The sequence below is a fragment of the Cytobacillus sp. FSL K6-0129 genome (assembly GCF_038007625.1).
Classification (GTDB): domain Bacteria; phylum Bacillota; class Bacilli; order Bacillales; family Cytobacillaceae; genus Cytobacillus; species Cytobacillus kochii.
Genome location: NZ_JBBOXM010000001.1, coordinates 4709442 through 4735782, shown reverse-complemented (window position 1 = coordinate 4735782; position 26341 = coordinate 4709442). Strand labels below are relative to the sequence as shown.

Annotated in this window: 25 protein-coding genes; 7 read left to right on the top strand and 18 right to left on the bottom strand. The window is 36.8% G+C overall.

What is annotated here, in order from left to right; translation table 11 throughout:
- Positions 1 to 4: 4 nt before the first annotated feature.
- The 14 genes from clpB to MHI57_RS23800 form a co-directional block, all read right to left on the bottom strand.
- Positions 5 to 2599 carry an ATP-dependent chaperone ClpB gene (gene clpB, locus MHI57_RS23865; protein ID WP_340978450.1) on the bottom strand — a complete coding sequence of 865 codons (2595 nt, stop codon included), beginning with the start codon at positions 2597 to 2599 and terminating at the stop codon, positions 5 to 7.
- Between the two features lie 109 nt (positions 2600 to 2708).
- Complete coding sequence (locus MHI57_RS23860; RefSeq protein ID WP_340978448.1) at positions 2709 to 2888, bottom strand: YjzC family protein; 180 nt, start codon at positions 2886 to 2888, stop codon at positions 2709 to 2711.
- A gap of 290 nt (positions 2889 to 3178) precedes the next feature.
- Positions 3179 to 4132: an ornithine carbamoyltransferase gene (gene argF / locus MHI57_RS23855; RefSeq protein WP_095369822.1), complete on the bottom strand. Its 954-nt coding sequence runs from the start codon at positions 4130 to 4132 to the stop codon at positions 3179 to 3181.
- Entirely contained in the window at positions 4129 to 7221 is a 3093-nt protein-coding gene (locus MHI57_RS23850) for a carbamoyl phosphate synthase large subunit (protein WP_340978447.1), read from the bottom strand. Before MHI57_RS23850 ends, argF begins: the two co-directional genes overlap by 4 nt.
- Positions 7214 to 8293 carry a carbamoyl phosphate synthase small subunit gene (locus MHI57_RS23845; protein ID WP_328198735.1) on the bottom strand — a complete coding sequence of 360 codons (1080 nt, stop codon included), beginning with the start codon at positions 8291 to 8293 and terminating at the stop codon, positions 7214 to 7216. The genes MHI57_RS23850 and MHI57_RS23845 overlap by 8 nt, the downstream gene beginning before the upstream one ends.
- 83 nt (positions 8294 to 8376) lie before the next feature.
- On the bottom strand, positions 8377 to 9528 hold the full coding sequence (locus MHI57_RS23840; protein WP_095369825.1) for an acetylornithine transaminase: 1152 nt from the start codon (positions 9526 to 9528) through the stop codon (positions 8377 to 8379).
- Positions 9528 to 10304, bottom strand: a complete 777-nt coding sequence (argB, locus tag MHI57_RS23835) for an acetylglutamate kinase (protein WP_340978443.1) — start codon at positions 10302 to 10304, stop codon at positions 9528 to 9530. Before argB ends, MHI57_RS23840 begins: the two co-directional genes overlap by 1 nt.
- Positions 10305 to 10317: 13 nt before the next feature.
- On the bottom strand, positions 10318 to 11547 hold the full coding sequence (argJ, locus tag MHI57_RS23830) for a bifunctional ornithine acetyltransferase/N-acetylglutamate synthase (RefSeq protein ID WP_340978441.1): 1230 nt from the start codon (positions 11545 to 11547) through the stop codon (positions 10318 to 10320).
- Positions 11548 to 11563: 16 nt separating this feature from the next.
- Positions 11564 to 12595 (bottom strand): N-acetyl-gamma-glutamyl-phosphate reductase, encoded by a 1032-nt coding sequence (argC, locus tag MHI57_RS23825; RefSeq protein WP_095369828.1) that lies wholly within the window; start codon positions 12593 to 12595, stop codon positions 11564 to 11566.
- 382 nt (positions 12596 to 12977) lie between these two features.
- Entirely contained in the window at positions 12978 to 13439 is a 462-nt protein-coding gene (gene mobB / locus MHI57_RS23820; protein ID WP_095369829.1) for a molybdopterin-guanine dinucleotide biosynthesis protein B, read from the bottom strand.
- Positions 13433 to 14698 (bottom strand): molybdopterin molybdotransferase MoeA, encoded by a 1266-nt coding sequence (locus MHI57_RS23815; RefSeq protein ID WP_307317918.1) that lies wholly within the window; start codon positions 14696 to 14698, stop codon positions 13433 to 13435. Before MHI57_RS23815 ends, mobB begins: the two co-directional genes overlap by 7 nt.
- Positions 14699 to 14722: 24 nt before the next feature.
- On the bottom strand, positions 14723 to 15739 hold the full coding sequence (moaA, locus tag MHI57_RS23810; protein ID WP_328198732.1) for a GTP 3',8-cyclase MoaA: 1017 nt from the start codon (positions 15737 to 15739) through the stop codon (positions 14723 to 14725).
- Positions 15740 to 15985: 246 nt separating this feature from the next.
- Positions 15986 to 16297: a metal-sulfur cluster assembly factor gene (locus MHI57_RS23805; RefSeq protein ID WP_095369832.1), complete on the bottom strand. Its 312-nt coding sequence runs from the start codon at positions 16295 to 16297 to the stop codon at positions 15986 to 15988.
- 91 nt (positions 16298 to 16388) lie between these two features.
- The gene (locus MHI57_RS23800) at positions 16389 to 17156 is read right to left on the bottom strand and encodes a prolyl oligopeptidase family serine peptidase (RefSeq protein WP_095369833.1); all 768 of its coding nucleotides are present in this window, start codon (positions 17154 to 17156) and stop codon (positions 16389 to 16391) included.
- Between the two features lie 228 nt (positions 17157 to 17384).
- Here MHI57_RS23800 and MHI57_RS23795 point away from each other — a divergent pair, with 228 nt between their 5' ends.
- A complete protein-coding gene (locus tag MHI57_RS23795) occupies positions 17385 to 18203 on the top strand; it encodes a Cof-type HAD-IIB family hydrolase (RefSeq protein ID WP_095369834.1) in 819 nt (272 codons plus the stop codon).
- 99 nt (positions 18204 to 18302) lie between these two features.
- The gene (locus MHI57_RS23790; RefSeq protein WP_191814850.1) at positions 18303 to 18455 is read left to right on the top strand and encodes a hypothetical protein; all 153 of its coding nucleotides are present in this window, start codon (positions 18303 to 18305) and stop codon (positions 18453 to 18455) included.
- A gap of 51 nt (positions 18456 to 18506) precedes the next feature.
- Here the strand turns inward: MHI57_RS23790 and MHI57_RS23785 are convergent, their stop codons facing one another.
- Positions 18507 to 19232, bottom strand: a complete 726-nt coding sequence (locus MHI57_RS23785) for a BsuPI-related putative proteinase inhibitor (RefSeq protein ID WP_307317924.1) — start codon at positions 19230 to 19232, stop codon at positions 18507 to 18509.
- 15 nt (positions 19233 to 19247) lie between these two features.
- Entirely contained in the window at positions 19248 to 20078 is an 831-nt protein-coding gene (locus MHI57_RS23780) for a YitT family protein (protein WP_095369836.1), read from the bottom strand.
- Between the two features lie 127 nt (positions 20079 to 20205).
- Between MHI57_RS23780 and MHI57_RS23775 the strand changes: the two genes are divergently transcribed.
- From MHI57_RS23775 to MHI57_RS23765, 3 genes are all read left to right on the top strand, one after another.
- Positions 20206 to 21066, top strand: a complete 861-nt coding sequence (locus MHI57_RS23775; protein ID WP_340978431.1) for a DegV family protein — start codon at positions 20206 to 20208, stop codon at positions 21064 to 21066.
- Between the two features lie 76 nt (positions 21067 to 21142).
- Positions 21143 to 21274 carry a DUF3941 domain-containing protein gene (locus tag MHI57_RS23770; RefSeq protein WP_095369838.1) on the top strand — a complete coding sequence of 44 codons (132 nt, stop codon included), beginning with the start codon at positions 21143 to 21145 and terminating at the stop codon, positions 21272 to 21274.
- A gap of 179 nt (positions 21275 to 21453) precedes the next feature.
- A complete protein-coding gene (locus MHI57_RS23765) occupies positions 21454 to 21954 on the top strand; it encodes a hypothetical protein (protein ID WP_340978429.1) in 501 nt (166 codons plus the stop codon).
- A gap of 139 nt (positions 21955 to 22093) precedes the next feature.
- On the opposite strand, the gene MHI57_RS23760 is transcribed toward MHI57_RS23765, so the two are convergent.
- Positions 22094 to 22966: a CvfB family protein gene (locus MHI57_RS23760; protein WP_322909157.1), complete on the bottom strand. Its 873-nt coding sequence runs from the start codon at positions 22964 to 22966 to the stop codon at positions 22094 to 22096.
- Positions 22967 to 23056: 90 nt separating this feature from the next.
- On the opposite strand from MHI57_RS23760, the gene MHI57_RS23755 reads away from it, so the two are divergent.
- Both MHI57_RS23755 and MHI57_RS23750 read left to right on the top strand, forming a co-directional pair.
- Entirely contained in the window at positions 23057 to 23548 is a 492-nt protein-coding gene (locus MHI57_RS23755) for a YajQ family cyclic di-GMP-binding protein (RefSeq protein WP_095369840.1), read from the top strand.
- A gap of 121 nt (positions 23549 to 23669) precedes the next feature.
- Positions 23670 to 24536: an SDR family oxidoreductase gene (locus tag MHI57_RS23750; protein ID WP_281202608.1), complete on the top strand. Its 867-nt coding sequence runs from the start codon at positions 23670 to 23672 to the stop codon at positions 24534 to 24536.
- 161 nt (positions 24537 to 24697) lie between these two features.
- On the opposite strand, the gene MHI57_RS23745 is transcribed toward MHI57_RS23750, so the two are convergent.
- Entirely contained in the window at positions 24698 to 26224 is a 1527-nt protein-coding gene (locus MHI57_RS23745; RefSeq protein WP_340978427.1) for an alpha-amylase family glycosyl hydrolase, read from the bottom strand.
- Between the last annotated feature and the right edge of the window lie 117 nt (positions 26225 to 26341).

The window sequence follows — 26341 nt, the reverse complement described above, 5'->3', positions numbered from 1 at the left end:
TGGTTCATGATTGTTTTATGATGAGTTTTGTACTGTCACTAGTGATAGCTACATGTGATTTCGCTTGGATATTTCCCGCAATCATTTCTTTTGCTAATACTGTTTCAATTTCTCTTTGCATGTAACGCTTCAATGGTCTTGCACCGTATATGGGATCAAAAGCCGTTTCTGCAATAAAAGCCTTTGCCTTATCATCTATCGTTAAGTTAATTTGTTGATGAGTTAACCTTTGTTGTAGTTCATGGATTAGTTTTTCAACAATTCCTTTCATCTCTTCTTTACCTAAAGGATGAAATAAAATAACCTCATCTACTCTATTTAAAAACTCTGGCCGGAAATGCGATCGTAACATTTCTAATACTTTATTCCGAGTTTCTTCTATTATATTACCCTTCTCTTTCGCTTCATCGCGTTCAAGCAAAATATGAGATCCTATATTTGATGTCATTATGATGACGGTATTCTTAAAATCAACTGTTCTACCTTGAGAATCAGTAACCCTTCCGTCATCCAACATTTGTAAAAGAATATTGAACACTTCAGGATGTGCTTTCTCTATTTCGTCTAGTAATAGGACGGCATACGGATTCCTGCGAACCGCTTCTGTTAATTGTCCACCTTCTTCATACCCAACATACCCTGGTGGTGCACCAACTAGTCTTGATACCGCATGTTTTTCCATATACTCTGACATATCAATTCTAATGATATGTTCCTCACTATCAAATAAAGATTCCGCTAAAGCCTTTGCCAACTCTGTTTTTCCAACTCCTGTAGGACCTAAGAAAATAAAAGAACCAATCGGCCGTTTCGGGTCTTTTATACCTGCTCTTGCTCTTAAGACCGCATCTGAGACAAGTGTGACGGCATCATTTTGACCGATGACCCTTTTTTGTAGAATCGACTCTAATCGCAATAACTTCTCCCGTTCACTTTCAACTAATTTAGAGACAGGTATACCAGTCCATCTCGATACAATATCAGAAATTTCTTCTTCGGTTACCTCTTCACGTAATAAACGGTTATCATTTTCTTTATTATTCGCCTCTTCTTCTAATTGTTGTAACTCTTTTTCACATGCAGGGATTTTCCCATGTCTTAACTCTGCTGCCTTATTAAGGTCATACTTATTCTCAGCTTCCTCTAGCTCTCTTTTCAAAATTTCTAACTGCTCTCGTTTTGATTGTATCGATTGTATCGCAGCCTTTTCTGTTAACCATTTCGCTCTCATTTCTTTCGCTTGTTCCTTAAAGTTAGTAAGTTCTTCTCTTAGTTTCTCTAACCTACCTTGACTGATTTCATCAGACTCTTTTAGCAGAGCGGCCTCTTCAATTTCAAGCAGCATTACCTTTCTTGTTACTTCGTCAAGCTCCGTAGGCATAGAGTCAATCTCTGTCCGGATCATTGCACATGCCTCATCAATTAAATCAATCGCTTTATCTGGTAAAAAACGATCTGTAATATAACGATCAGATAAAGTAGCTGCTGCAACAATAGCCCTGTCATGAATATTAACCCCATGATGAATTTCAAATCTCTCTTTTAAACCTCTTAAAATAGAGATAGAGTCTTCTACATCAGGTTCTTTTACTAATACTTGTTGAAACCTTCTCTCTAATGCCGGATCTTTTTCAATATACTTTCTATGTTCATCCAATGTTGTTGCGCCAATACAATGTAGCTCACCTCGGGCAAGCATCGGCTTCAACATATTACCAGCGTCCATCGCACCTTCTGTTTTACCAGCTCCAACGATTGTATGTATCTCATCTATAAACAGAAGAATACGACCATCACTCTTTTTAATCTCTGCTAACACTGCTTTTAAGCGTTCCTCAAATTCACCTCTAAATTTAGCACCAGCAATTAACGCACTCATATCTAATGAGAAAATCGTCTTATCTTTCAGTCCCTCTGGTACATCTTTTCTAACAATTCTCTGTGCTAATCCCTCAACAATTGCTGTTTTACCAACACCTGGCTCCCCGATGAGGACAGGATTATTTTTCGTTTTCCTTGAAAGTATGCGAATTACATTACGTATTTCTTGATCTCTGCCAATGACAGGATCTAATTTCCCTGTTTTCACTTCTTCCACTAAATCTCTACCATATTTATGAAGTACTTCATAAGTACCTTCTGGGTTTTGTGATGTCACCTTTTGATTCCCCCTGATCTCTTCAATTGCTTGTTTGATATCCTTCTTTTTCATTAAAAAGAGGTCTGTAACATTCGTCTTTGCCACAATCACTGCCCATAAAACATGTTCAATGGATATATAATTGTCCCGCCATTGCAATCTTAATTCTTCTGCTTTTGACAAGGTTTTTCTTAAATCATTAGTAAGATAAAAAGAATTTAAATCCGCACCACTTCCACTAACCCTGGGTTTTCTTTCTAATAAATGTTGCAATGATTGTTTCACATTTTCAATTGTAAAATCACTTCGTCTTAAAATATTTGTAAAAAGATGATCCTCCTGCAAGAAGGAAAGGAATAGGTGCACCGTATCCACCTCTTGGTGACCTTTATTTGTCGCCATCCTTTTGGCAGTCATTAAACCTTCTTGCAAAGAGGTTGTCATTTGATTAATATCCAATCGCAAGTCACACTCCTGACCTTTTTTGACCTTTGTTTTATTATAAAATTATTTCCTACCATATGTAAAGCCATCCACATTTTGGGATGGCATCTGATCGGTTTCATTATTATGGTTTTCTTTGATAAGTCCATAATCGATTATAGTTTGAGTTTTCAGGAAATCGATCACCCGCACGAAGACTTACCACTTGTGGGTTATTCACATTACTGCCAGTTTCTCCAATTTCAATATATTTACCATTATTCGGCGCTTTCTGCCCTGCTCTAAATTGTCGATTTTGTCCCAAAATGAGCACCTCCTTCAAACTTACACTTTTATTATTTCCGCGAGAAGGAGGAATCATAAAGGAAATTGTAGGTATTGTGTTTTACTCAAATCAGATTGCAAGCCTAGCTTTGGCGCTTTTATTGTTGGGTGTACTTTTTAAATCACTCTTACTCCGCAGCTATCTTTGCCCATTTTTCCTCTCAATGGAAGAGCTATACCTTTTTGCTCACCTCAAACTGCCTAAATTCTCCTCTAATGATAAAAAGCACGAACCATTCTAGGAACAGAATAATTCATGCTTCAGGAAACTTATAGTAATTCAGTTAATAAGGCTTTTTGTGCGTGAAGGCGATTGCCTGCTTGTTGGAAAACAGCGGAGTGATCACCGTCAATAACAGACGCCGAGACTTCTTCCCCACGGTGTGCGGGCAAACAGTGAAGGAATAAATAATCTTCTTTTGCACAGGCTACTAGTGACTCGTTCACTTGATAATCATGAAAGACTTGTAAACGCATTTCATTTTCTTCTTCTTGACCCATACTCGTCCAGACGTCTGTATAGATGACATCAGCGCCATCAACCGCCTTTTTCACATCGTTTTCGACGAGAATTTTACTACCTGTCACTTCAGCAAATCCTTGTGCTAAAGCAACCACTTTTTCATCTGGTTCGTAGCCTTTCGGACATGCAATCGTCATATGCATGCCAACTTTTGCTGCTGCAATCATTAATGAGTGAGCTACATTATTGCCATCTCCTACATAAACACAACTGATACCTGCTAATTGTCCTTTTACTTCTTTAATCGTTAACAAGTCTGCTAGTGCTTGACAAGGATGATATTGGTCCGTTAACCCATTAATCACTGGAATAGTAGCATGTGTTGCAAGTTCTTCTATAATATCATGAGAAAATGTACGAATCATAATACCATCAACATAATTAGATAATACTTTTGCTGTATCTGCAATCGTTTCTCCTCTACCGATTTGCATATCATTACTATTTAAATATAGGGCATGACCGCCAAGTTGTAACATACCCGCTTCAAAGGAAACCCTTGTACGTGTAGATGACTTTTCAAAAATCATTCCCAATATTTTGCCCTTCAATGGCTCTTCGGCTTGATGATCCGTTTGCTTCATTTCATATGCCTTTTCGACAAGACCAATGATTTCTTCAGAAGAATAATCAGCTAATGTTAGCATATCCTGTCCTTGTATATCTAACTTTTTACCACATACAGTCGATGTTGTAATCATGATATCGTCACTTCCTTTACATTGTCTTTTTGCCAATCCTCAATTGCTACTGCTTGCCAATCCTTTTCTGTTAAAGCAAGTAAATAGGCCTCAAGCGACTCTAATTCACTAAAAGTGTGTAGTCTGTTTTTAACCGCCCATTCCCGCATACGTTGGTTTTCATCACCAGTGAACGGATTGTAAAGTGCAACAGTTGTTTCATCTAATTCGGCACCTTGAGCATCTAGCAATTTGGTATTTGACTCTTTTGCCAATGTCCTAATTCCATCTGTTAATTCACCACTATACAAAACGGACCGTTCTTTATCTCCATGTAATTGGAACACTTTCTTTAAAGCTTGTGGTAAAGTCGCTGCTAACGCAATTCCTTCCCCAGTTGACTTCATTTCTGGTCCTACTTTAGCATCAAGACCTTTTAGTGCATAGTTAGAGAAAACCGGATATTTGACAGTAACAAATGTTTGCTTCGTATCTTCTGGAAGTTGGTCTTTTTCGAAAAATTGCTTTCCTAATAATACTTTCGTTGCCTCTTGAACCAATGGAATAGCAGTCACTTTACTTACAATTGGCACCGTTCGACTTGCCCTCGGGTTTACTTCAAGTAAGTAAACTTTGTTATCATCAATAATATATTGGATGTTCATTAAACCTTTATATCCAAGCTTTTTAACCATCAATTGTCCATACTTAATCATAAGATTTTGTACTTCTTTCGATAAGCTTTGTGGCGGTAAGACTGACATACTATCACCAGAATGAACCCCGGTCCTTTCAATATGCTCCATAACTGCCGGGATGAGAACATGCTCTCCGTCTGCGGCTAAGTCAAGCTCCGCCTCTTTCGCCTGTAAAAATTGATCTACAAGTACAGGAAATGGAATATCCTTCTTTTTATAAACTTGAAACGCTTCATCATTATAAATGGTTTCCATTCCCATCCCACCGATTACATAAGATGGTCTAATCAATACAGGATAGCCGATTTGGTTTACATATTGTTCGAGTTCAACTTCATTTTCTGCCACGTATCCTTGAATATGTGGGATTTCAAGTTCATCTAATAATTGATAAAATAATTCTCTATCTTCAAGGGTATCAATAGTTTTCGAATCAGTACCGAGTAATTTTACCCCGTAATCCTCTAGCTGATTAGCTAAGTTAAGCGCTGTTTGTCCCCCTACTTGAACAATGACTTCATTCACTTGTTCCGCTTCAATTACATTCATCACGTCTTCAATGATTAATGGTTCAAAATAAAGACGATCTGCTGTCGTAAAATCTGTACTGACTGTTTCTGGATTATTATTAATCATAATCGTTTCAATACCTTCATCTTTTAAAGCAAAGACACTTTGTACAGAACAATAATCAAATTCAATTCCCTGGCCAATTCGTATCGGACCACTACCAATGATTAAAACTTTTCTTTTATCGCTCGGTATTTGTTCATTTTCTCCAAAATAGCTAGAGTAAAAATAATTGGAAGACGCAGCGAATTCGGCGGCACATGTATCAACCATTTTATAAGATGGGATTATCCCCATTTCTTTTCTTTTATGACGAACAGCTTTTTCATCGACCTGCCACACTGAAGCAAGGTAGGCATCACCAAAGCCCTTTTCTTTGATCAGTTGCATCATTTCTGGCTCAATATTTTCGAGTGAAGCTTGTGTAATCTCTTTTTCTAATGAGATTAAACGTTGGAAAGCTGACAGATAAAAATAATCAATTTTAGTGATGTTTTTTATCTTTTCAGCGCTTACCCCACGTCTCATTAACTCTAATATAATGAAGAATCTTTCATCTGTTTGGCCAGCTAACTCCTTCAGTAACGTCTCTTTTGTATCTTTTTTGATCCGAGGATAGTGAAGATCAAGTCCTTTTCCTTCAAGGGAATGAACCGCTTTGATCAGCGCTCTCTCCAAGTTTCTATCAATCCCCATTACTTCTCCTGTTGCTTTCATTTGCGTGCCTAATTTGCGATCAGCATCAGAGAACTTATCAAACGCCCATTTTGGAAATTTGACAATGCAATAGTCTAGTGCCGGTTCAAAACTAGCAAAAGTATCACCAGTAACTGGGTTAATAATTTCAGAAAGATGATAGCCTACAGCCAACTTTGCTGCCATTCTTGCAATCGGATATCCAGTTGCTTTAGAAGCAAGAGCAGAAGATCGACTAACACGAGGATTCACCTCAATCAGGTAGTAATTTTTACTTTCTGGGTCTAGAGCAAATTGAATATTGCATCCACCAATGATGCCTAACTCAGAAATAATTTTGACAGAAGCACTACGAAGCATTTGGTACTCTACATCGCTTAATGTCTGACTCGGGGCAACAACAATACTATCTCCTGTATGTACACCTACTGGATCAATGTTCTCCATATTACAAATGGTGATACAAGTATTGTTGCTGTCGCGCATCACTTCATATTCTACCTCTTTAAACCCAGCAATACTTCTCTCTACTAGCACTTGCGTAATCGTACTTTCTTTTAGGCCACTCTTAACGAAATGCTTTAATTCATTCATATCTGTTGCAATACCGCCACCTGTTCCACCTAGGGTATAAGCAGGTCGGATAATGATAGGAAAACCAATCTTTTCAGCAAACGCAACCGCTTCTTCCACATGATGAACGATTTCACTTTCTGGAACTGGTTCATTTAGGTCATTCATTAATTGGCGAAATGCTTCCCGGTCTTCACCTTTTTTTATTGCTTCGATACTGCTACCTAAAAGTTTCACCTCATATTTATCTAATACGCCTGCTTCACTTAGTTGAAAGGTTAAATTTAGACCTGTTTGACCACCTAAAGTTCCTAATAAGCCATCTGGTTTTTCTTTTTGAATGATTTTTTCAATACTATTTACTGTTAATGGTTCAAAGTAAATCTTATCTGCAAATGCGTGATCTGACATAATTGTTGCAGGGTTATTATTTACTAATATTACCTTATAGCCTTCTTCTTTAAGCGCCGCGCATGCTTGCGTGCCTGCGTAGTCAAATTCTGCTGCTTGCCCAATCACGATTGGTCCCGATCCGATGACCAGGATAGATTGGATACTGTTGTCTTTAGGCATATGCGATAACGCTCCCTTTCTTCTCTTCAATCGTTTGAATAAATTCTAAAAATAAATAATGCGTATCTGTTGGTCCAGGATTAGCTTCAGGGTGAAATTGTACCGTCTCAATCGGATAAATTTCATGAGTAAGACCCTCAACAGATTGATCATGCAAATTAATGAACCTTGTTTTAAACCCAGTTGTTTCTAAACTTACGGTATCAACAACATAGCTATGGTTTTGTGAAGACATCATGACACGTCCTGTTTTCAGATCACTAATAGGATGATTCGCCCCTCTGTGTCCAAAAGATAACTTTGTTGTGTTACCCCCAAGTGCAAGTGCTGCTAACTGATGTCCTAAACAAATCCCTAAAGTAGGGTAGCTGGTAATTACTTTTTTAAGTTCAGGTAAGACATTTTGAAGCGTTTTCGGATCTCCAGGACCATTGGACAGTAGGATACCATCAGGATTTAACTTAGCAACTTCATTGAATGTTGTCGAAAATGGCACAGTGGTCACTTTACAATTTTGCTGTAATAAGCTATTAAGTATTGATTTCTTATAGCCAAAATCATAAAGAACAACATGCTTATCACCTTCACCATATGTGTGCATCTGAGGATTAGAAACCAATTCAACCTTATGATCCTCTTGTTTACTCCATGTTGTTTCTTTTACAGAATGAGTTGACATAGTTGCTGGCATGGAACCAACTGCCCGAATTTTTTTCACAATTGACCTTGTATCCATATGCCCTAGCACAGGAATATTCCATTTATGCAAATACTCCTTCAGTGTATAGGAAGATTGATAATGTGAAGGTTCATTAGTCCCCTCATAAACAATCACTCCAGCTACATGTGGCTTCTTACTCTCAAAGTCTGATTCATTCACGCCATAATTCCCAATTAAAGGATAAGTGAAAACGATAATCTGATCTTTATAGGATGGATCTGTTAGCACTTCTTGATAACCTGTCATTCCTGTAAAGAAAACAATTTCTCCTGCAACCTCATTTTGTGGTGGCGTATTTAGCCATTCCCCTTTATAACAATGACCGCTTTTTAAATGTAGATACCCTTCCATCTTTAACACCTCGTGAACTTCTGTATATTCATTAAACAAAATTAATTTTTATGCATTTTTAGTTTTAAAAATGCAGCCATATTTCAGGCTGTCTGAACTGGAACTATATTCTTTTTTAGTATGGCGACTGCTTGATTGATCTCTTCTACTGTTACTGTTAACGGTGGTAATAATCTCAAGACATTTTCACCCGCCGATAACGTAAGCAAGCCATCATTTCTTAAGAATTGCAATAAAGATGCCGTATTTGTATTCATCTCTATACCAATCATTAATCCTAATGAACGAATAGCAGTTACTTCTTCTATATTGTATAGCGATTTCTTCAACTGTTCAAGTAAATATTCTGCTTTTTCATTCACTTCTGACAAAAAATCCTCATTGAAGACTATCTCCATTGTAGCGATTGCTGAGGCAATACTTAATGGATTTCCTCCAAATGTGGAACCATGACTACCTGGACCAAAGTATTCCTTTAAATTTTCTTTGCCTATGATAGCACCGATTGGTAGCCCACTTCCAAGCCCTTTTGCACAGGTAATTATGTCTGGTTGTAGGTCATAATGTTGAAAGGCAAATGGTTTACCTGTTCTACCAATGCCTGTTTGAATTTCATCAATAATTAGCAATGCTTGGTATTCATGACATAATTGTTGCAATTCTTCTAAAAAGGCTGAATCTGCAAGATGAATACCACCCTCACCTTGAACCACTTCCACCATCACGGCCGCTGTTTCATTATCTATTAATGATTTCACCGACTCGATATCATTAAAAGTAGCATACGAAAATGTTGGCAGCATACTCCCAAACCCTTGTTTTACTTTATCCTGACCTGTTGCACCCATCGTAGCAATTGTTCGACCGTGAAAAGATTTATTAAAAGTTATGATTTTATCTTTACCTGTAGCTTTTTTGGCTAATTTAATTGCCCCTTCATTTGCCTCTGCTCCGCTATTTGCAAAGAATGTATAAGCTAAACCAGATGCATGAGCTAACTTTTCTGCTGCCACTGCTTGTTGTTCTTGTGTAAATAGATTGGATACATGCCAAAACTTATTTAATTGCTTTGTGATCGCTGCTTGGACTGAATCGGGACGATGACCTAAGTTAGTGACACCAATTCCGGAGGTGAAATCTAAATATTCTTTCCCGTTTTTATCTATTAGTTTTGTGCCTTTTGCATCTGCTGGTTCTACTTCCCAGCGAGCATATGTGGGGAATAAATGATTCATTATTGTACCACCTCTACTTGTTTTTTTGTCATTTTTGTCCCTATCCAAGCTTCTCCATTAAAAAAGTTGTGCTTCCCAGAAGCAATCATTACACTAGCAAGGCCTTGTTCTAACACCGCCACTGCAGAGTTTACCTTTGGTATCATCCCGCCCGATATCTCACCACTGTCAATATGCTGTTTTATTTCTTCTGTATCTAAATGCTCTACGAGTTGTTTATCAATTAATACACCTTCAACATCGGTGACGAATATACACATTTCCGCTTCAATTGCTTTTGCTACAGATGCAGCAGCAAAATCTGCATTGATGTTTAACTTCTTGCCACTTTCTGTTGTAGCAATAGGTGTTACAACAGGTATATAGCCTTTATTAAGAATTACTTCTAATAACTCCGCTTTCACTTTGGTAATTTCTCCTACTAACCCAAGCTCTGTTTCATTAATAAAATCAGCTTGTAGGAAACCGTGATCACTTCCATTCAAACCAACTGCTTTAAAACCATTACTATCAAGCAATGTTGCTAACTTCCTATTGGCTACACCTGATAACACCATTTCAACAATCTTCATAGTCTCTGGCGTTGTTTTTCTTAAACCATTGATAAATTGTGATTCTACCTTGTGTATTTGCAGCATTTTGTTTATTTCAGGACCACCACCGTGAACAAAAATAAGTTGGTAACCATTCTTCTGTAAATGATGTAAACTTTCAAAGAACACAGGTGATAGCTGATCCATCACGCTTCCCCCACATTTTATTACAATACGCTTCATTGTCTATTCCTCCTTAGGAACGATAACTTGCATTTATTTTCACGTAATCATACGATAAATCGCATCCCCAAGCTTTTGCTAAGCATTCGCCAATATGTAGATCAACGTGAATTTCCACCATTTCACCAAGTAAATATGCCTTCGCTTCTTCTTCAGAAAAGGAAACGGGAGTACTCTCTTTTAACATTTGAATGGGGCCTATAGAAATATCTACATTATTCGGATCAACCTGTACTTGACTTTGCCCTAGCGCACCAATTATTCGTCCCCAATTAGCGTCTGCTCCGTGAATAGCTGTCTTCACTAAATTAGAACCAACAATTTGTTTAGCCGCTTTTTGTGCCTCTTCGTTTGTAATGGCACCCTTGACTATTACTTCAACAAGTTTGGTAGCACCTTCGCCGTCTCTAGCAATTGATTTTGCCAACTCTTCACATGTTTGTTTTAACAACGCTATGAAAATGGGCCAATCTTTATGAGCTGGACTCAATATTCCCGTTTCGCTCATCCCATTTGCCATAACAAGGACCATATCATTTGTAGATGTATCTCCATCTACTGTAATCTGGTTAAATGTCTCGTTTGTGATTTCTTTAAGTGCCATCTGTAGATCACTGGGACTTACCTGCGCATCCGTTGTCACAAAACCAAGCATTGTTGCCATATTAGGGTGGATCATTCCTGACCCTTTTGCTGCACCTGCCATATGAATCGTCCCACCTGCTATTTCAGCTGAGTAGCAAGTCTGCTTATCAATTAAATCAGTTGTTAAAATTGCTGTAGCAAAACTATTAGCATGTTCTTTTGTTGCTTGTGGTTGGATGGATTTTATCCCTTGGTCGATTTTTTCCATATCTAAAAATTCGCCAATGACTCCAGTAGATGCAACTCCGACTAAGTGCTCAGTCAAATTTAATTGCTCTGCAGTCAGCTTTCTCATCTTATAAGCGTCTTCAAGCCCTTGCTTTCCTGTACAAGCATTTGCACAAGCACTATTTACGACAATCGCTTGAAGCTTACCTTTAGCGGCAATACTTTCTTGGGTTACTAATAAAGGAGCTGCTTTAAAGGAACTTGTTGTATAAACACCTGCACTACTCGCTGGTTGTTCACTAACAATCATTCCAAGATCCTTTTTCCCTTTACTAAGCCCTGCATAAATACCATCAGCCTTAAAACCTTTTGGTGTTGTAATAGAGCCATCTTGTATATATGTAATAAGGCTGTTTTTAGTTGCTTCCATTGTTTGTCGTTCCTCCTTATGGGTATAACGGGGACATTTCCAGCCCTGTCGTTTCTTCCATTCCAAACATTAAATTTGCATTTTGCACAGCCTGACCAGCTGCCCCTTTCATTAAATTATCAATTACAGAGATAATTGTCATTCGGCCTGTGCGCTCATCAACATGTAAACCAATATCACAATAATTAGAACCGGCTACCTCTTTTACTGATGGATAATTACCGACTGGACGAACACGTACAAACGGACTTTGCTGGTAAGTATGCTCGTATAATTCCACTAACTGTTTAGTCGAGTAACTTTCTTTCAGTTTCACATAACTTGTAGCCATTATACCTCTGGTGATTGGTAGTAACTGTGTAGTAAATGTGATTGCTTCCATTTCCTTATTCCAAACCTTTAATTGTTGTTCAATTTCAGGTGTATGTTGATGTTGATTCACTTTATATGCCGAGAAGTTCTCATTCGCCTCGGCGAAACTCGACGTCCTTGATAGAGAACGACCCGCACCTGAGATGCCTGATTTTGCATCTACGATAATTTGATCTTTTTCTATTAATTGCTCAATAACTACAGGAGCTAAACCTAATAATGTAGCAGTCGGATAACAACCAGGGTTCGAAATCAGGTCAGAAGTTTTCACTTGGTCTCGATTCCACTCAGTTAATCCATATACCGCCTGATTAATCACCTCATCAGAAGTAGGGTCTTTCTTATACCATTGTTTATATTCTGATGCGGGTAATCTTAAATCTCCTGATAAATCTACTATTTTAATATTTTTATTCACAAATTGTGCCGCTAATTCACCCGATACACCAGAGGGGGTTGCTAAAAACACAATATCTGCACTTTCACTAATTTTCTCTGGCTCTATCTTTTGTAATTGATTGTTCATGATTCCGATTAAATGTGGATATTCATCAGAAATGGCTAAATTATCTCTAGTGGAATGTATAGAAGAGATTTCAAATTCGGGGTGGTTTTTTAATATTCTCAATAGTTCTGCCCCACCATATCCTGTAGTACCAATAATTGAAGCTTTCATCATGTCACCCTTTAATTTTGTATATTTATAAATTTTTATTTATATTTATTAAATATTTAACTACTATTATAGAAATTTCTGAAAAGAAATGCAACAGGTTTTTGTAAGTTTTTTTAACAAATTAAATAAAAATTTAGATTTAACACATTTTTCGGACTTTTATTTAAACCCCTACCCGAAGATAAGCCAATTAAACCAAAAATGATTAATTTATTAAAAAAATCTTTTTACTGTTCTTTTTAACCTTAACCTTCTTTCGTTCATCCCCATTCTTCTATACAATTGAATGCATAATAAAATACTCCCCTAGCAGTAAAGCAGGTTTATTTAAAACCTGTCTACCTTTAGGGGAGTATCTTATGTACTAATATCATGTAATTAACTACCGTATAAGTTTATTCACTATTTCCTTTATAACCACTTCATTGCTATCATCTTTTGTCACTATATATTTGATGTTTGACAGTTGCTCAATAAGGTTTTGATCGTTTTCATCCCTCAGTAATAGTACTTTAGGATAGTTTGCTTTTTTATGTCCTTCAATAATAATAACATCTGGATTCATATAAGTTAGTACTTGAATCTGCTCTTCAAGTGTCCAATTAAGCTTTTTTGCTTGCATTAATAGCATGCCTTCACCTTCGACAATGGTGGCAGTTGCTCCTGATACGATATGTCTACTACTATCTTTATTTGATACTACATCAGGTTCACCGTGGCCATGATGTTTAATCGTTGCAACATTCAAGTCTTTTTCTGCTAGTGCTTGTACAAGTTGAGTGACGAATGTCGTCTTACCACTATTTTGATAACCAACCACTTGCATAATTTTAGGTGTTACCACGGCCAATTGCTACCCACAAAATCTTCAAGCATGAAAACTTCAACAATATCTCCAACACCATAGCCTCTCGTACCACCTGGCAATGCCATAAATGCATTTGCTCTTGCTAAACTCATGACAATATTTGATTTATCAACACCGCTAGGTCGCACCATCAATGATCCATTTGTGACATACACATCGGCTCTAACGAATCTTGTAAATGGATTTGCTTTTGGAAAATCCTGCTGTAAGATTGCTGTTTCTTTTCTTAAATGAGGGGAGCGGCAACCTAACATATAACGAATGATTGGTCTTGCAAATAATTCGAAGCCAACATAACAAGCAGAAGGATTCCCAGAGAGGCCAAATAATAATTTTCCATTTATCTGTGCTACTGTCGTAACACTACCAGGTCTCATTGCGACTTTATTAAACAGAACTTCCGCCTGTAGCTTCTCGTATATCGCAGGGAGATAATCAAAGTCTCCTACAGATACACCACCTGTTGTGATAAGAATGTCTACATCATCAATTGCAGTCGCAATTGCTTCGTAACATGTATCAAATTCATCTGGTAGTTTACCATAATATTTCACATCAGCACCAACGCGCTCGATTTGCGCTATGAGCATCGTACTATTACTATTTCTTATTTTTCCATCCTCTAGTTCTTCTTCCACTTCTAATAATTCCGTTCCAGTTGCAAATAACCCAATAACCGGACCTTTAGCTACAGGTACTTCAGCATAGCCAAATGTCGCTAGAATGGCTTGGATACCAGGATTGATTTTCGTCCCCTTTTCAACGAGTACCTCGCCTTTCTTTGCATCTTCCCCTTGAAAAGAAACATTGTCACCAGCGTTGAAGCTACGCTTAATAGACATATACGATTGGTCCCCATCTTCAAACGATCTCGCTACCTCAAGCATAACGACGCAATCACATGAATCAGGGATTTTTGCCCCCGTCATAATACGTACTGCTTGCATTGGTCCTATTTTCTTTGATGATACGTAGCCTGCTCCAATATGATCAACTACTTCAAAAACGACCTCATTTTGTAAAGAAGCTTCTTTCGTATCTATAGACCTAACTGCAAAGCCATCATATGGGGAGCGATTAAAATGTGGTACATCACTTGTTGCCGTTAAATCTTTTCCTAAATATCTACCATGACTTTCCTTAATTGAGACAAATTCAACGGCGCCGCTTTGTTTATATCTCATTACTTTTTCAACTGCTTCAGCAACCTGAATCGGCTTCCTCTTTTCTAGCATCTTTTTCCATCCCCTAAATAATCTTTATCCGCCAATATAAGACATTTCAAGTTTTTTGCGATTTTTTCTCGTTTCGTCTGTTCTGACATCAGAGTAACGATCATTCCGATGGTTCCATATGTCAGTAACATATCCGACAATATCATCATCAGAGACATTTGACCGAATAAATGATTTAATATCATGTCCTTCACCATTAAATAAACATGTATATAACTGCCCATTAGCAGATAATCTTGAGCGGGTACAACTAGAACAAAAAGATTCAGATACTGAGGTAATAAATCCTACATCTATATCTGTACCAGTGTATCGATACCTTTTAGCAACTTCCCCAAAGTAGTCAGGATCAACAGGCTCAAGATCATAATGTTCATTTAATTGCTGGAAAATTTCTTTCTTTGTCACCACATCATCCATTTTCCAACCGTTTGTATCACCAACATCCATATACTCAATATATCTTAACTGTAGTGAATTTTCTTTACAAAACTTCGCCATTGGTAGGACTTCTTCATCATTTAAGCCTTTTTTCACAACCATATTAATTTTGACACCGAGTCCCGCTTCTTTTGCTGCGTGTATTCCCTTTATCACCGGACCTGTCCCAACATTGCGTCCATTAATTTCACCGAACAATTCATCTTTCAGACTATCTAAGCTAATATTCACCCGTTTTAACCCAGCGGCTTTTAATTGAGTAGCAAATTTAGGTAATAATACGCCATTAGTTGTTAAGCCGATATCCTCTAAGCCTTCAATTTGAGATAGTTTCTCCACTAATAAAGGCAATTCTCTCCGTAGTAAGGGTTCTCCACCCGTTAACCTAATTTTTTCTACACCTAAACCAACAAAAATCCGTGCTAATCTTTCAATTTCTTCGTAAGATAACAATTCATTCTTAGGTAGAAAAACAAAATCTGGTCCGAAAATTTCTGCTGGCATACAATATTGGCATCTAAAATTGCAACGGTCAATTACTGATATACGTAAATCTCGTAATGGCCGATTGAGTGAATCCTTAATATGAGTTTGTTTCATGTAAATCAACTCCGTCTTATCGATCACGTCGATAACTTTTTCTATAAATAAAATGTAAAATGATTTTATTCCAATATAACATGAAATCTTCTATTGGCATATGCCAATTAGAGTACTAAATATCGTTCGCTTCTCTACTTTAAGCTTTATCCCTGTACCTAAGGCAAAGGAGCGCTATTTTATTTCAATATTTTTTCATACAAAAAAACAGCAAGCAATGCTTTGCTGTTTTTTCTTACACCTTAATTAATCACGAACGCCTAATGCAATCTTTGCATATCTAGACATTTTATCTTTTGTCCATGGCGGACTCCATACAATATTGACTTCCGTGCTTTTTACTTCAGGGATATCAGCAAGCGCTGTTTTCACTTGATCAACAATTGTGCCAGCTAAAGGACAACCCATGGAAGTTAAAGTCATTTCAACTTCCGTATTTCCTTCATCATCCATAGTAACATCATAGACGAGTCCTAAATTAACGATATCTACTCCTAATTCAGGGTCAACAACAAGTTCAAGTGCGCCCATAATGCTTTCTTTTAAATCTTTGTCCATCGAACACAACTCCTCATATCATATGTTATAGCTATCATAACAAAAAAGTCATCAATGAAAAAGGAATAGCTGTTTTAACTATCACTTTTTCTTATAAATATCGTTGAAACCATTCAACTGTTGCTAATAATCCTTCTCTGCTTACCTTATGTCCTGCATTTTCATCAACAATGAAATTCAACCTGTCTGGATGGTCCTTGTATAAAGGTTGTATCGTTTGAAAAAAGTCATAAGTTGGCGCAAATGGAACAGTCGTATCTTTTTTACCGTGCCAAAATAGCAACGGACGCCCTGATAAAACTTCCTCTTGTTTACTTAAATCATACTTTGTAATTTCATCTAGAACAGCCTCTACTTGAGTGTCTGATAATGGGAAATCCTTTACTTTTTTCCGCATTGTTTCAATTTGCATACCAGCAAACTTCTCATAATATGGCATGCCCATTAAACTAACTGCCACCTTCAACCATTTATATTGTGTTAAGGCACCAAGTGTAATAATTCCGCCCATCGAAGTACCTGCCACACCAATACGATTCTCATCAACTAACCCTTTAGCTACTAACTCTTCTTTTATCTCAGGTAATTCTTTAATTGTTTGAATAATCATATCCCAAAATTTTAATTGCAATTCAGGCTCTGGCAATCCATGACCTCTTTCACCATGTTCATTCACTTCTGGTAATATAACACGAAATCCTTTTTCAGCAAGAAGGTAGGCATAATGTAGGTTATGCTCTTTCGCACTAGTAAAACCATGAATGAAGAAAATGAGGGGCAACGATTCAGATTTAAACTCATCTTTCACGATATGCAAAGCGGGAATACCTTTTAATTCTTGATGATCAATAATAACCACTATGTCTCCTCCTATGTTAAAAACTATAAGAAAATGTAAACATCTTATAAAAGAGGTTATTTCTTTTACAAATGACCGTATACATTGGTAATATAGTGTAAACTTAGATTATAAGTACTACTTGAAAATATTAACTGCCTTTCAAGTTTAACATTTATTTGCGCCTTACCATACTTTAATGCTTATTAGATGAATGATTTTTTCCTATAAAAAACTGAAGGAGATATTATGACACAAAAACATTTAATCGTTCTTGATTTAGATGGCACTTTATTAAAAGATAATAAAACCATCTCACAAAAAACAAAAGAAGTCCTATTTAAAGCCCGTGAAGCCGGACATGAGGTGATGATTGCTACAGGAAGGCCTTATCGTTCAAGTGAAATGTATTATAAGGAAATGCAAATGACCACACCTATCGTTAATTTCAACGGTGCCTTTATTCATCATCCAACAAATCCAAAATGGGGAATACGCCATACGCCTCTTGATATGAAAGTGACAAGAGACATTATTGATGCTAGTCAAGATTTTAAGTTCAATAATATTATTGCGGAAGTGCTTGATGATGTATATTATCATTATCATGATGAAAAACTGATGAATATGTTTAATCTCGGTAACCCTAAAGTCACTACAGGGGATTTAAGAAACTTCCTGCCTGCTTCCCCAACAAGTATGCTCATTCATACAGATCAAGAGCAAATAACACAAATTCAGCGCCATTTGAATGATGTGCATGCTGAAGTTATTCATCAACGGAGCTGGGGCGAACCTTTCCATATTATCGAAATCGTTAAGGCTGGTTTAAACAAGGCAATTGGCATTCAACAAGCTTGTGATTATTTAAATATTCCTAAAGAGCGAGTGATTGCTTTCGGTGATGAAGATAATGATTTAGAAATGCTTGATTTTGCTGGTATTGGTGTGGCTATGGGTAATGGTATTGACGCTGTTAAAACAGCGGCTAATGAAGTGACCTTAACAAATGAAGAAGATGGGATTGGTATCTTCTTAAATGATTATTTGAATTTAAAAACACACTAACCAAAATCTACCCTTACTAAAAAAAGTAAAAATGGTACAAAATAAAGGATGTCGTAGCAATTAGCTACTTCAATATTCTTCATTAAGGGGAGATTATAAATGGGCAAACGTAATAAATCGAAGCGCTTTATTAAGCAAGGTGCCGATAGTGTCACTCAGCATGATGCACGTATACCCTACCATTCAACATACTCGGAGGCAGAAGCTGAAAAGTTAAAGAATGTAAATGACTCTTCCCTCGGTGGAATATAAAATTTCGAAGGAAAAAGAGCTAACTTTTCTCGAGTTAGCTCTTTTTCCATCTTAAAAACTTTGCAGTATAATCGGAGTTCCTTTACTTCCCTTTTCAGAAAGGTAAGCGATTAAAGAACCGTTTTTTGGTAAATCTTCTTCCTTCACTTTCACAGCAATATTAAAATCACCATCTTTATTCACTTGAACAGGCTGTTCTTTTATAAGCAAAAAATGGCCATCTTCTACAGAATACATAACCGGCAACTGCCCCTTATAATGCCCCTTAATATGATAGATACCATCTTTGCCCTCAACTGTAATATTGTTAAAGAGTTGATCTTTACCATACATAAATGTGGTTTGTGAAGTTTGGTTTATTTCCATTCCTTCTGGCTTTATTACCTGTCCTAAAAATTTCGCCTCAACCTTATAACTGCCTGGGTTTAAGGTATTTTCATTTGCGGTTTGATAATCCCAAGTAGACTTCCATTCCTTTTTTTCTCCCGCAGAAAGGTTCTCTGTTTGAATCATTTGTAAAAAGGCTTTTCCATCCGAATACCTATATATTACTTTTCCATGTTCATCCACCACCTCATAATCATACTTTTGGGAAGAATTAAATTGCAATTCGACCAATTCATTTGTTTGATTATGAACAGTAAAAGTAAGGACCAATTTTTCTTCCGAAACCGCTTGAACTTCAAATTGAATATCCATATGGTTGTTTGCTTCCATTTCAGACTGCTGTGGAAGAAAATTCGTCGCAAGTATGGCACTAAGCAGTAAATGTAGCATAACTGCCCCCTTTCATTAATCTCTTCTAAAAACACCATAGACATCGGCAGTATTTACAATATTAGTGAATGCGTTAGGATCTACTTCTTGAATGGTTCTTTGTAAGTCAAATAATTCATATCTTGATACTACAATCATTAGCATTTCCCGATGTTCATTGGAAAATGCTCCTCTTGCAGGAATCATTGTAATTCCTCTAACCAATTTATTATGAATGGCCTTCTTCATTTCATCTTGCTTATTAGTAATAATCATCGCTGTAAGCTTTTCATGTCTTGTATGAATTGCATCAATAACCCGTGTGGATGCATATAATGTCACTAATGTATAAAGTGCTTTTTCCCATCCAAAAAGGAAGCCAGCTGTAATAATAATAACAGCATTTAATGAAAAAAAGTATGTACCAACTGGTCGATCCTTAGCCTTCGAGAGATACATAGCTATAATATCCATACCGCCTGTTGAAGCGCCCCATTTCAATGTGATACCGACACCGACGGCTGCAATGACTCCCCCAAACACAGCATTTAACAAAATATCTTTTGATACACTGATGACAGGGATAATCTCCATAGAAACAGTTGTAATCACAACACTTAAAAGGCTATATAAGGTAAAAAGTTTACCCACACGTTTCCATGCAAAGATAGCTATTGGTACATTTAAAATAAATAAAAGTATGCCAGTAGAAACTGCACCATTTAATATACTCGAAAGAAGTTGAGCTACTCCAGTAAAGCCGCTCGCATATACATTTGCGGGTATGAGGAAAAAGTTCATCGCTATCGCATTTAATATAGCCCCCACAACAATAATGATGATTTTTCTTGTTTCAATCCAATTCATATTGACCTCCTTAATCATCTCTCTATCTTTTCTTTACCCAAGTTTAGGTTTTTCAATGCATTCCATTGTTTTTTTTCCTAAGTTTCTATAAACTAGTATCATCTATAAGTTGAAAGCAGGTGAAATAATGTCAGTTAAAATTCTCGCTGACAGCGCATGTGACTTACCGTTAAGTTTTTTTGAAGAAAACGATGTCACACTTATTCCATTGAAGGTTCATTTAAATGGAAAGGAATACGATGACCTGTTGACGATCGATTCCAAGAATATTTATGAAGCCATAAGAGAAGGTAAGGTACCTAAGACCTCCCAAGCTTCTCCCCTTTTATTTGAAGAGATCTTTACGAATATGGCGAAAAACATGGAAGATGGTATCTATATAGCCTTTTCTTCCGCACTTTCTGGAACATATTCCACTGCAGTTATGGTGTTAGATCAAGTAAAAGAAACCTACCCAGACTTTAACTTAACCATCATAGATAGTAAATGTGCTTCCTTAGGTTATGGATTAGTTGTACTGAATGCTGCAAAAGATGCAAAAGAGCAACTTACCAAAGATGAAATTGTTAGCAATGCAACATTCAATTGCGAACATATGGAACATTTATTTACGGTTAATGACTTAGAGTATTTAGCAAAGGGCGGTAGAGTTTCTAAAGCATCTGCCTTTTTAGGTGGGCTACTCAATATTAAACCACTATTGAATGTTGAAGATGGAAAACTTGTACCAATTGAAAAACATCGCGGTCGTAAAAAGCTCTTTAAACGGATCATTGATATCATGAGGGAAAGAGGCGTTGCCTTGGATAGACAAATGGTGGCTATTAGTCATGGTGATGATGAAGCCACTGCCCTAGAAGTGAAAGAGATGATTCAAAAAGAATTTGGTGTTGAACACTTTTATATTTCTCCAATTGGTTCAGCAGTCGGATCCCATGCTGGTGCCGGCACAATTGCAATTTTCTTTTTAAATAAACTTAAAGGTTAACGCACTTATACATACTTCTTTCCATTCTTTCAAACACTAAATGTGTACAGATGAAGAATGGAAGGGAGTTTATTTTATGTCTCATACAACTGATAATGACAAAAAAGCAAAAGATAACAACGCATTTAACCATGAAAAAAACATGGAAGAAACAAAAAATAAGCAAGAAGGTCGAAAAAGCTTTTCAAAGAAAACAGACCATCTTTGATTGAAAAAAAGTTTTCAAATGATAAAAGTGAAGTCCTAAGATACCTCAAGTATTTTAGGACTTATACAGTTTACAAAACTTTGTCTTGAGATTGGGCTCAATGGATATTTTTCAAAGATTATTTTTTGTGCATATCCTTAACCATGTTGTTAGGATATACTATTTTCGTGGGTATAGCGGTGGGCGTCTTTTTAATCGCGTTTTTCCTATTTACGCTACTCATTTCTTTGTTTCTTCAACTATTAGTCGCGTTTTCTCCATTTGCCCGACTCATTTCTTTCTCCCCTCAACTATTAGTCGCGATTTCCCTTTTTGCCCGACTCATTTCTTTCTCCCCTCAACTATTAGTCGCATTTTCTCTATTTGCCCGACTTATTTCTTTCTTCCTTCAACTTTTAGTCGTGATTTCTCTATTTCCCCTACTCATCTCTTTCTTCCTTCAACTTTTAGTCGCGTTTTCTCCATTTGCCCGACTCATCTCTTTCTTCCTTCAACTTTTAGTCGCGATTTCTCTATTTCCCCTACTTATTTCTTTCTTCCTTCAACTTTTAGTCGCGATTTCTTCATTTGCCCTACTCATTCTTTCTTCCCTCAAACTATTAGTTCTCGATTTTTCTATTTACTCATTTCTTTGTTTCTCTCTTTTACATCGCATATATTTCCTTCTCGCTCTTTTTTAGCAACGACTTCTACCAAGACCAAATCTTAGTTCTACCTTTACTATCAACTAATACAACTTCAGTCTTTGCCCGATTTCATAAGATTATTATGAAATCATACAAAAAAAGCGGGATGGCTCTCACACCTTCCCGCTTTCATTTATTTTGACTCATTCTCTTTTATATAAGTCCAACCTTCTTTTTGATACACCTTACCATCCTTCATCAATCGACCAAGTGCACGTTTAAAAGAAGCTTTGCTTAGTTGAAATCTATCCTTTATATCCTCTGGTGCGCTTTTGTCACTGTATGGCATAGCTCCATTACGTGATTGCAAGTAATTAAGAATGATTTCACTATCATCAAGTAACGCTTCTTGTTTTCTTGGACTGAGGGAGACATTAATCGAACCATCTTGTTTGACATCAATGATTCTACCGTTCACTTTTTCCCCAAGTCTTGGCTCTTGACGTCTTTCCGTTTCATGGATGAAGCCTTTTAGGCCATCTGCTGTGTAAATCCAGCTTCCAACTTTGGCTGTACGATAAATAAATCCGTGGATATCTTTATTAAGTTCTTCCCTTCCAGCCTTATGTGAAATACTAGCTATCACTTGATCTGTCGCAAGCTTCACATATATTCTACCGTTTCGATTAACCCTTAATGTAACATATACCGTATCATCAACAGTAGGCCATACTCGTTCGTGTACAGGTAAATCCTCTTTTCCCAGTAACATATCTTTACTAATACCAATATCTATAAATACCCCGAGCTCAGGATTAACATCTACTACTTTCGCCCAGCCATATACTCCAACGGTAATCTCAGGTAATGTCATTGTTGCTGTTTTTCTACCTTCAGAATCTACATAAATAAAGACAGAAATTTTTTGTCCTTCTGTAATTTCTTCTTTGACCTCATTCTTATGAAGCAGAACGTCCTCTTCTCCATCTGTTAAGAAATAACCAAAAGCCGCTTCTCTGGAAACTAATAACTCTGTAATTTTGCCGATCTCATCTATTAAAGCCATTTAAATCCTCCTAAAGTTGTTCGCATTGCTATATTCTACTATAATAAGAACATAAAGTGAAACTCTTTTCATGAGGAGGACAATTATTTTATGGCTAAAGAAAGTTCATTTGATATCGTATCAAAAGTAGATTTTGCTGAAGTCACTAACGCAATTCAAATTGCAATGAAAGAAATACAGACACGCTATGATTTTAAAGGAAGCAAAAGTAAGGTTACTTTAGAAAAAGAAGAGCTCGTCCTTATTTCTGATGACGAATACAAACTAGAGCAACTGAAAGATGTGCTAATTAGTAAGATGATTAAACGAGGGATCCCGATTAAGAATTTAGATTATGGCAAAATTGAGCCTGCTTCAAGTGGCACAGTTAGACAAAGAGCAAGCTTAGTTCAAGGGATTGACAAAGATAACGCGAAGAAAATCAATACATTAATTAAAAATAGTGGTGTTAAAGTTAAGAGTCAAATGCAAGATGATCAAATCCGCGTCACAGGGAAAAATAGAGATGATCTTCAACAAATCATCTCACTAGTAAGAGAAGCTGATTTAACAATCGATGTTCAATTTTCTAATTATCGATAATTACATACCAGCACAGAGGCAGTGATTCCACTGCCTCTTTTTTGTACTTAAGTTTGTCCTCATAACAATGTAAGGTTTTCAACATAATAAAAAGGGAAAACAACAGCAAGGAGGGATTAGGATGGATAATAAACAATTGCCAAAAAGCTTTATGGCACAACATCAAAATCATCAACCAGGAACGGAAGAGGAAATGATTCCTAAGCCGATCTATGTGAATGAAGATTATAAACCTGCTGGAAAACTAGAAGGTAAAGTAGCTATTATTACTGGCGGAGATAGCGGTATAGGTAAATCTACAGCTATTTACTTCGCTAAGGAAGGTGCAGACGTTATTGTTCCTTATTTAAATGAGCATGAAGATGCAAAAGAAACCAAAACATTAGTCGAACAAGCTGGGAAGACATGCCTTTTAATTAGCGGAGACCTTTCATCAGAACCTTTTTGTCAGGAAGTCGTAAAGCAAGCGTTAAATAAATTTGGGAAAATAGATATTCTTGTTAATAACGCTGGTGAACAGCATCCACAAAAAAATATCGAGGACATTAGTGGTCAACAACTTGAAAAAACTTTCCAAACAAATATTTATGCTATGTTTTATTTAACAAAAGCCACACTACCACATCTAGGAGCTGGCAGCTCGATCATTAATACCGCTTCGGTCACCGCTTATGCAGGTAATGAACTATTAGTTGACTATTCCTCAACTAAAGGGGCCATTGTCTCTTTTACTAGGTCACTTTCCTTGCAGTTAGCGTCCAAAGAGATTAGAGTGAATGGTGTTGCCCCTGGTCCTATATGGACACCATTGATTCCGTCCACTTTCTCTGCTGAAGAAGTTGCATCATTTGGAAAAAATGTTCCAATGAAAAGAGCGGGACAGCCCTTTGAACTCGCTCCGGCTTATGTCTTCTTAGCAAGCGACGATTCTAGTTATATGAGTGGACAAATGTTGCATATTAACGGCGGGAAAATTGTTAATGGATAGGGAAAGTAAGAGGGGGACAAGACTAAAAAAGAATGCTACATATCTTTTTCTCTCTGCCCCACTATTATGTAGTGTAATATAACCTTGAAATGCACCTAACCAATCAAATTACATTTACTATCAAAAAAAGATGCCGAGACTGTTTCGGCATCTTTTGTTCTCTATTCTCCTGTCCGATTTCTACCTCTTCTTCTAGCCAAGAATAAAAAGGCAAAGAAGGCAAGTAACACTGATAACAATGTTGCTCCATAAACAAAGTTAAACCCTTGCTTTTCGGTAAGAACATAAATTTCAGCTTCTTCTCGGTCTAGTACGAGATGATATTCATTTTGATCATTGCTTCTTACTAACCCACCAGCTAATAATCCTCGCAACTCTTTATCATTCTCTATCTCTTCTCCTGTTAATACTAAATCTTTCGTACCACTTGTATTATTGATGGCTACTATTGATGTTTCTTCTTTAAATTGTCTCTTAAAAACCGTAAAACCTTCACTTTCATGTAAAAGAGTAAAATCTCCTTTTGCAATAGAAGGTAATTTTTCTCTTGCTTTTGTTAGCTGTCCGATGTACTCAATTAACTCAGGATCCGTACGAAAATCCATTTGTCTGCGGTTATCGGGGGTTTCATTCCCAATTAACGCAATTTCACTACCATAATATAACATTGGAATCCCAGGGGTTGTAAACAAATACGTTAACGCTGTTCTCCACCTTGGTCCTGGATGTTCATTTAATGCGACTGGCTGATTTGTAAAACGAATCATATCTTTACTATCAATTAGTCTTGTAACCATATTTGGTTCTTCATATGTATCAATGTTATTTTCGATGTCACCAATAGTATCAGTCATTGACACATCCGGTTTTACAAATGCTTCCCTTATATTAGATGTTGAAGCATAGTCTGTTAAGCTATCTATACCGGTCATTTCATATTTAGCAATTTCTTGTGGGTCTGTGGACCATACTTCACCTAAAACAAAAAACTCATTATCGGTTTCTTTTACACTGTCTACAAAGCTTTGAAGAAAATCTTTATCTGTTAACTGGATGCCTTCTAAACGATAACCATCTACACCTGTTTCTGTTATCCACCATTTAGCCGCTTCGATGATATATTGTGCTGCTTCTTCATTCTCATAATTGATTTGGGGCAACCCAGCTAACCAATCTTTCGTGAACATATCTGGTGTTGAGATCTCCTCAGATTCCTTCAACCAATCTGATTTAGTAGGGTCGTTTACCCATGGGTGTGTAGCTGCAACATAATTTAGTGGGAAATCAATCATGACATTGATATCTCTTTTGTGTGCTTCTTCCACTAGTCGTTTAAATTCTTCCAACGTTCCGAAATGTTCTTCTGTTTCATAGAAGTCTTCCACCCAATATCCATGATAACCTTTATCGGCGTTTGCAAATATCGGGTTCAAGGTAATCGTCGTCATACCTAAATCTTCAATATGATCAAGTCTTTCAATAATACCAACAAAATCACCACCATGGAACGCTTCAAGGTCCTTCACATCCACATGGTAATCATTCTTACTATCTACATTGCTAAAACGATCAATCATAACATAATAAATAAGTTCATCCTGTAAGCTTCGTTTTTCTTCTGCTAATACACTTGGCACTAATGACACTAGTAATAGCGGAATTAAGATGAGGGTGATGACCTTTTTCATCTTTCTCCTCCTTAATGATAGTTTGTCTCTATTTTACAAAAACGTTAACCATTATAGATTAGCGGTTTGTTGTTACTTCGTCAAACAGAAGTGAACAAAATATTTAAAATCGTAACA

What these genes read in the sequence shown, in the direction of transcription:
- MHI57_RS23755 (WP_095369840.1), top strand. Translation starts at nt 23,057, where the DNA reads ATGGCTAAAGAAAGTTCATTTGATATCGTATCAAAAGTAGATTTTGCT.
- MHI57_RS23775 (WP_340978431.1), top strand. Translation starts at nt 20,206, where the DNA reads ATGTCAGTTAAAATTCTCGCTGACAGCGCATGTGACTTACCGTTAAGT.
- MHI57_RS23850 (WP_340978447.1), bottom strand. Translation starts at nt 7,221, where the DNA reads ATGCCTAAAGACAACAGTATCCAATCTATCCTGGTCATCGGATCGGGA.
- argF (WP_095369822.1), bottom strand. Translation starts at nt 4,132, where the DNA reads ATGATTACAACATCGACTGTATGTGGTAAAAAGTTAGATATACAAGGA.
- MHI57_RS23805 (WP_095369832.1), bottom strand. Translation starts at nt 16,297, where the DNA reads ATGGACAAAGATTTAAAAGAAAGCATTATGGGCGCACTTGAACTTGTT.
- MHI57_RS23795 (WP_095369834.1), top strand. Translation starts at nt 17,385, where the DNA reads ATGACACAAAAACATTTAATCGTTCTTGATTTAGATGGCACTTTATTA.
- MHI57_RS23785 (WP_307317924.1), bottom strand. Translation starts at nt 19,232, where the DNA reads ATGCTACATTTACTGCTTAGTGCCATACTTGCGACGAATTTTCTTCCA.
- MHI57_RS23845 (WP_328198735.1), bottom strand. Translation starts at nt 8,293, where the DNA reads ATGGAAGGGTATCTACATTTAAAAAGCGGTCATTGTTATAAAGGGGAA.
- MHI57_RS23760 (WP_322909157.1), bottom strand. Translation starts at nt 22,966, where the DNA reads ATGGCTTTAATAGATGAGATCGGCAAAATTACAGAGTTATTAGTTTCC.
- MHI57_RS23840 (WP_095369825.1), bottom strand. Translation starts at nt 9,528, where the DNA reads ATGAATCATTTATTCCCCACATATGCTCGCTGGGAAGTAGAACCAGCA.
- MHI57_RS23790 (WP_191814850.1), top strand. Translation starts at nt 18,303, where the DNA reads ATGGGCAAACGTAATAAATCGAAGCGCTTTATTAAGCAAGGTGCCGAT.
- argC (WP_095369828.1), bottom strand. Translation starts at nt 12,595, where the DNA reads ATGAAAGCTTCAATTATTGGTACTACAGGATATGGTGGGGCAGAACTA.
- argJ (WP_340978441.1), bottom strand. Translation starts at nt 11,547, where the DNA reads ATGGAAGCAACTAAAAACAGCCTTATTACATATATACAAGATGGCTCT.
- argB (WP_340978443.1), bottom strand. Translation starts at nt 10,304, where the DNA reads ATGAAGCGTATTGTAATAAAATGTGGGGGAAGCGTGATGGATCAGCTA.
- MHI57_RS23780 (WP_095369836.1), bottom strand. Translation starts at nt 20,078, where the DNA reads ATGAATTGGATTGAAACAAGAAAAATCATCATTATTGTTGTGGGGGCT.
- MHI57_RS23745 (WP_340978427.1), bottom strand. Translation starts at nt 26,224, where the DNA reads ATGAAAAAGGTCATCACCCTCATCTTAATTCCGCTATTACTAGTGTCA.
- moaA (WP_328198732.1), bottom strand. Translation starts at nt 15,739, where the DNA reads ATGAAACAAACTCATATTAAGGATTCACTCAATCGGCCATTACGAGAT.
- MHI57_RS23750 (WP_281202608.1), top strand. Translation starts at nt 23,670, where the DNA reads ATGGATAATAAACAATTGCCAAAAAGCTTTATGGCACAACATCAAAAT.
- MHI57_RS23815 (WP_307317918.1), bottom strand. Translation starts at nt 14,698, where the DNA reads ATGCTAGAAAAGAGGAAGCCGATTCAGGTTGCTGAAGCAGTTGAAAAA.
- MHI57_RS23770 (WP_095369838.1), top strand. Translation starts at nt 21,143, where the DNA reads ATGTCTCATACAACTGATAATGACAAAAAAGCAAAAGATAACAACGCA.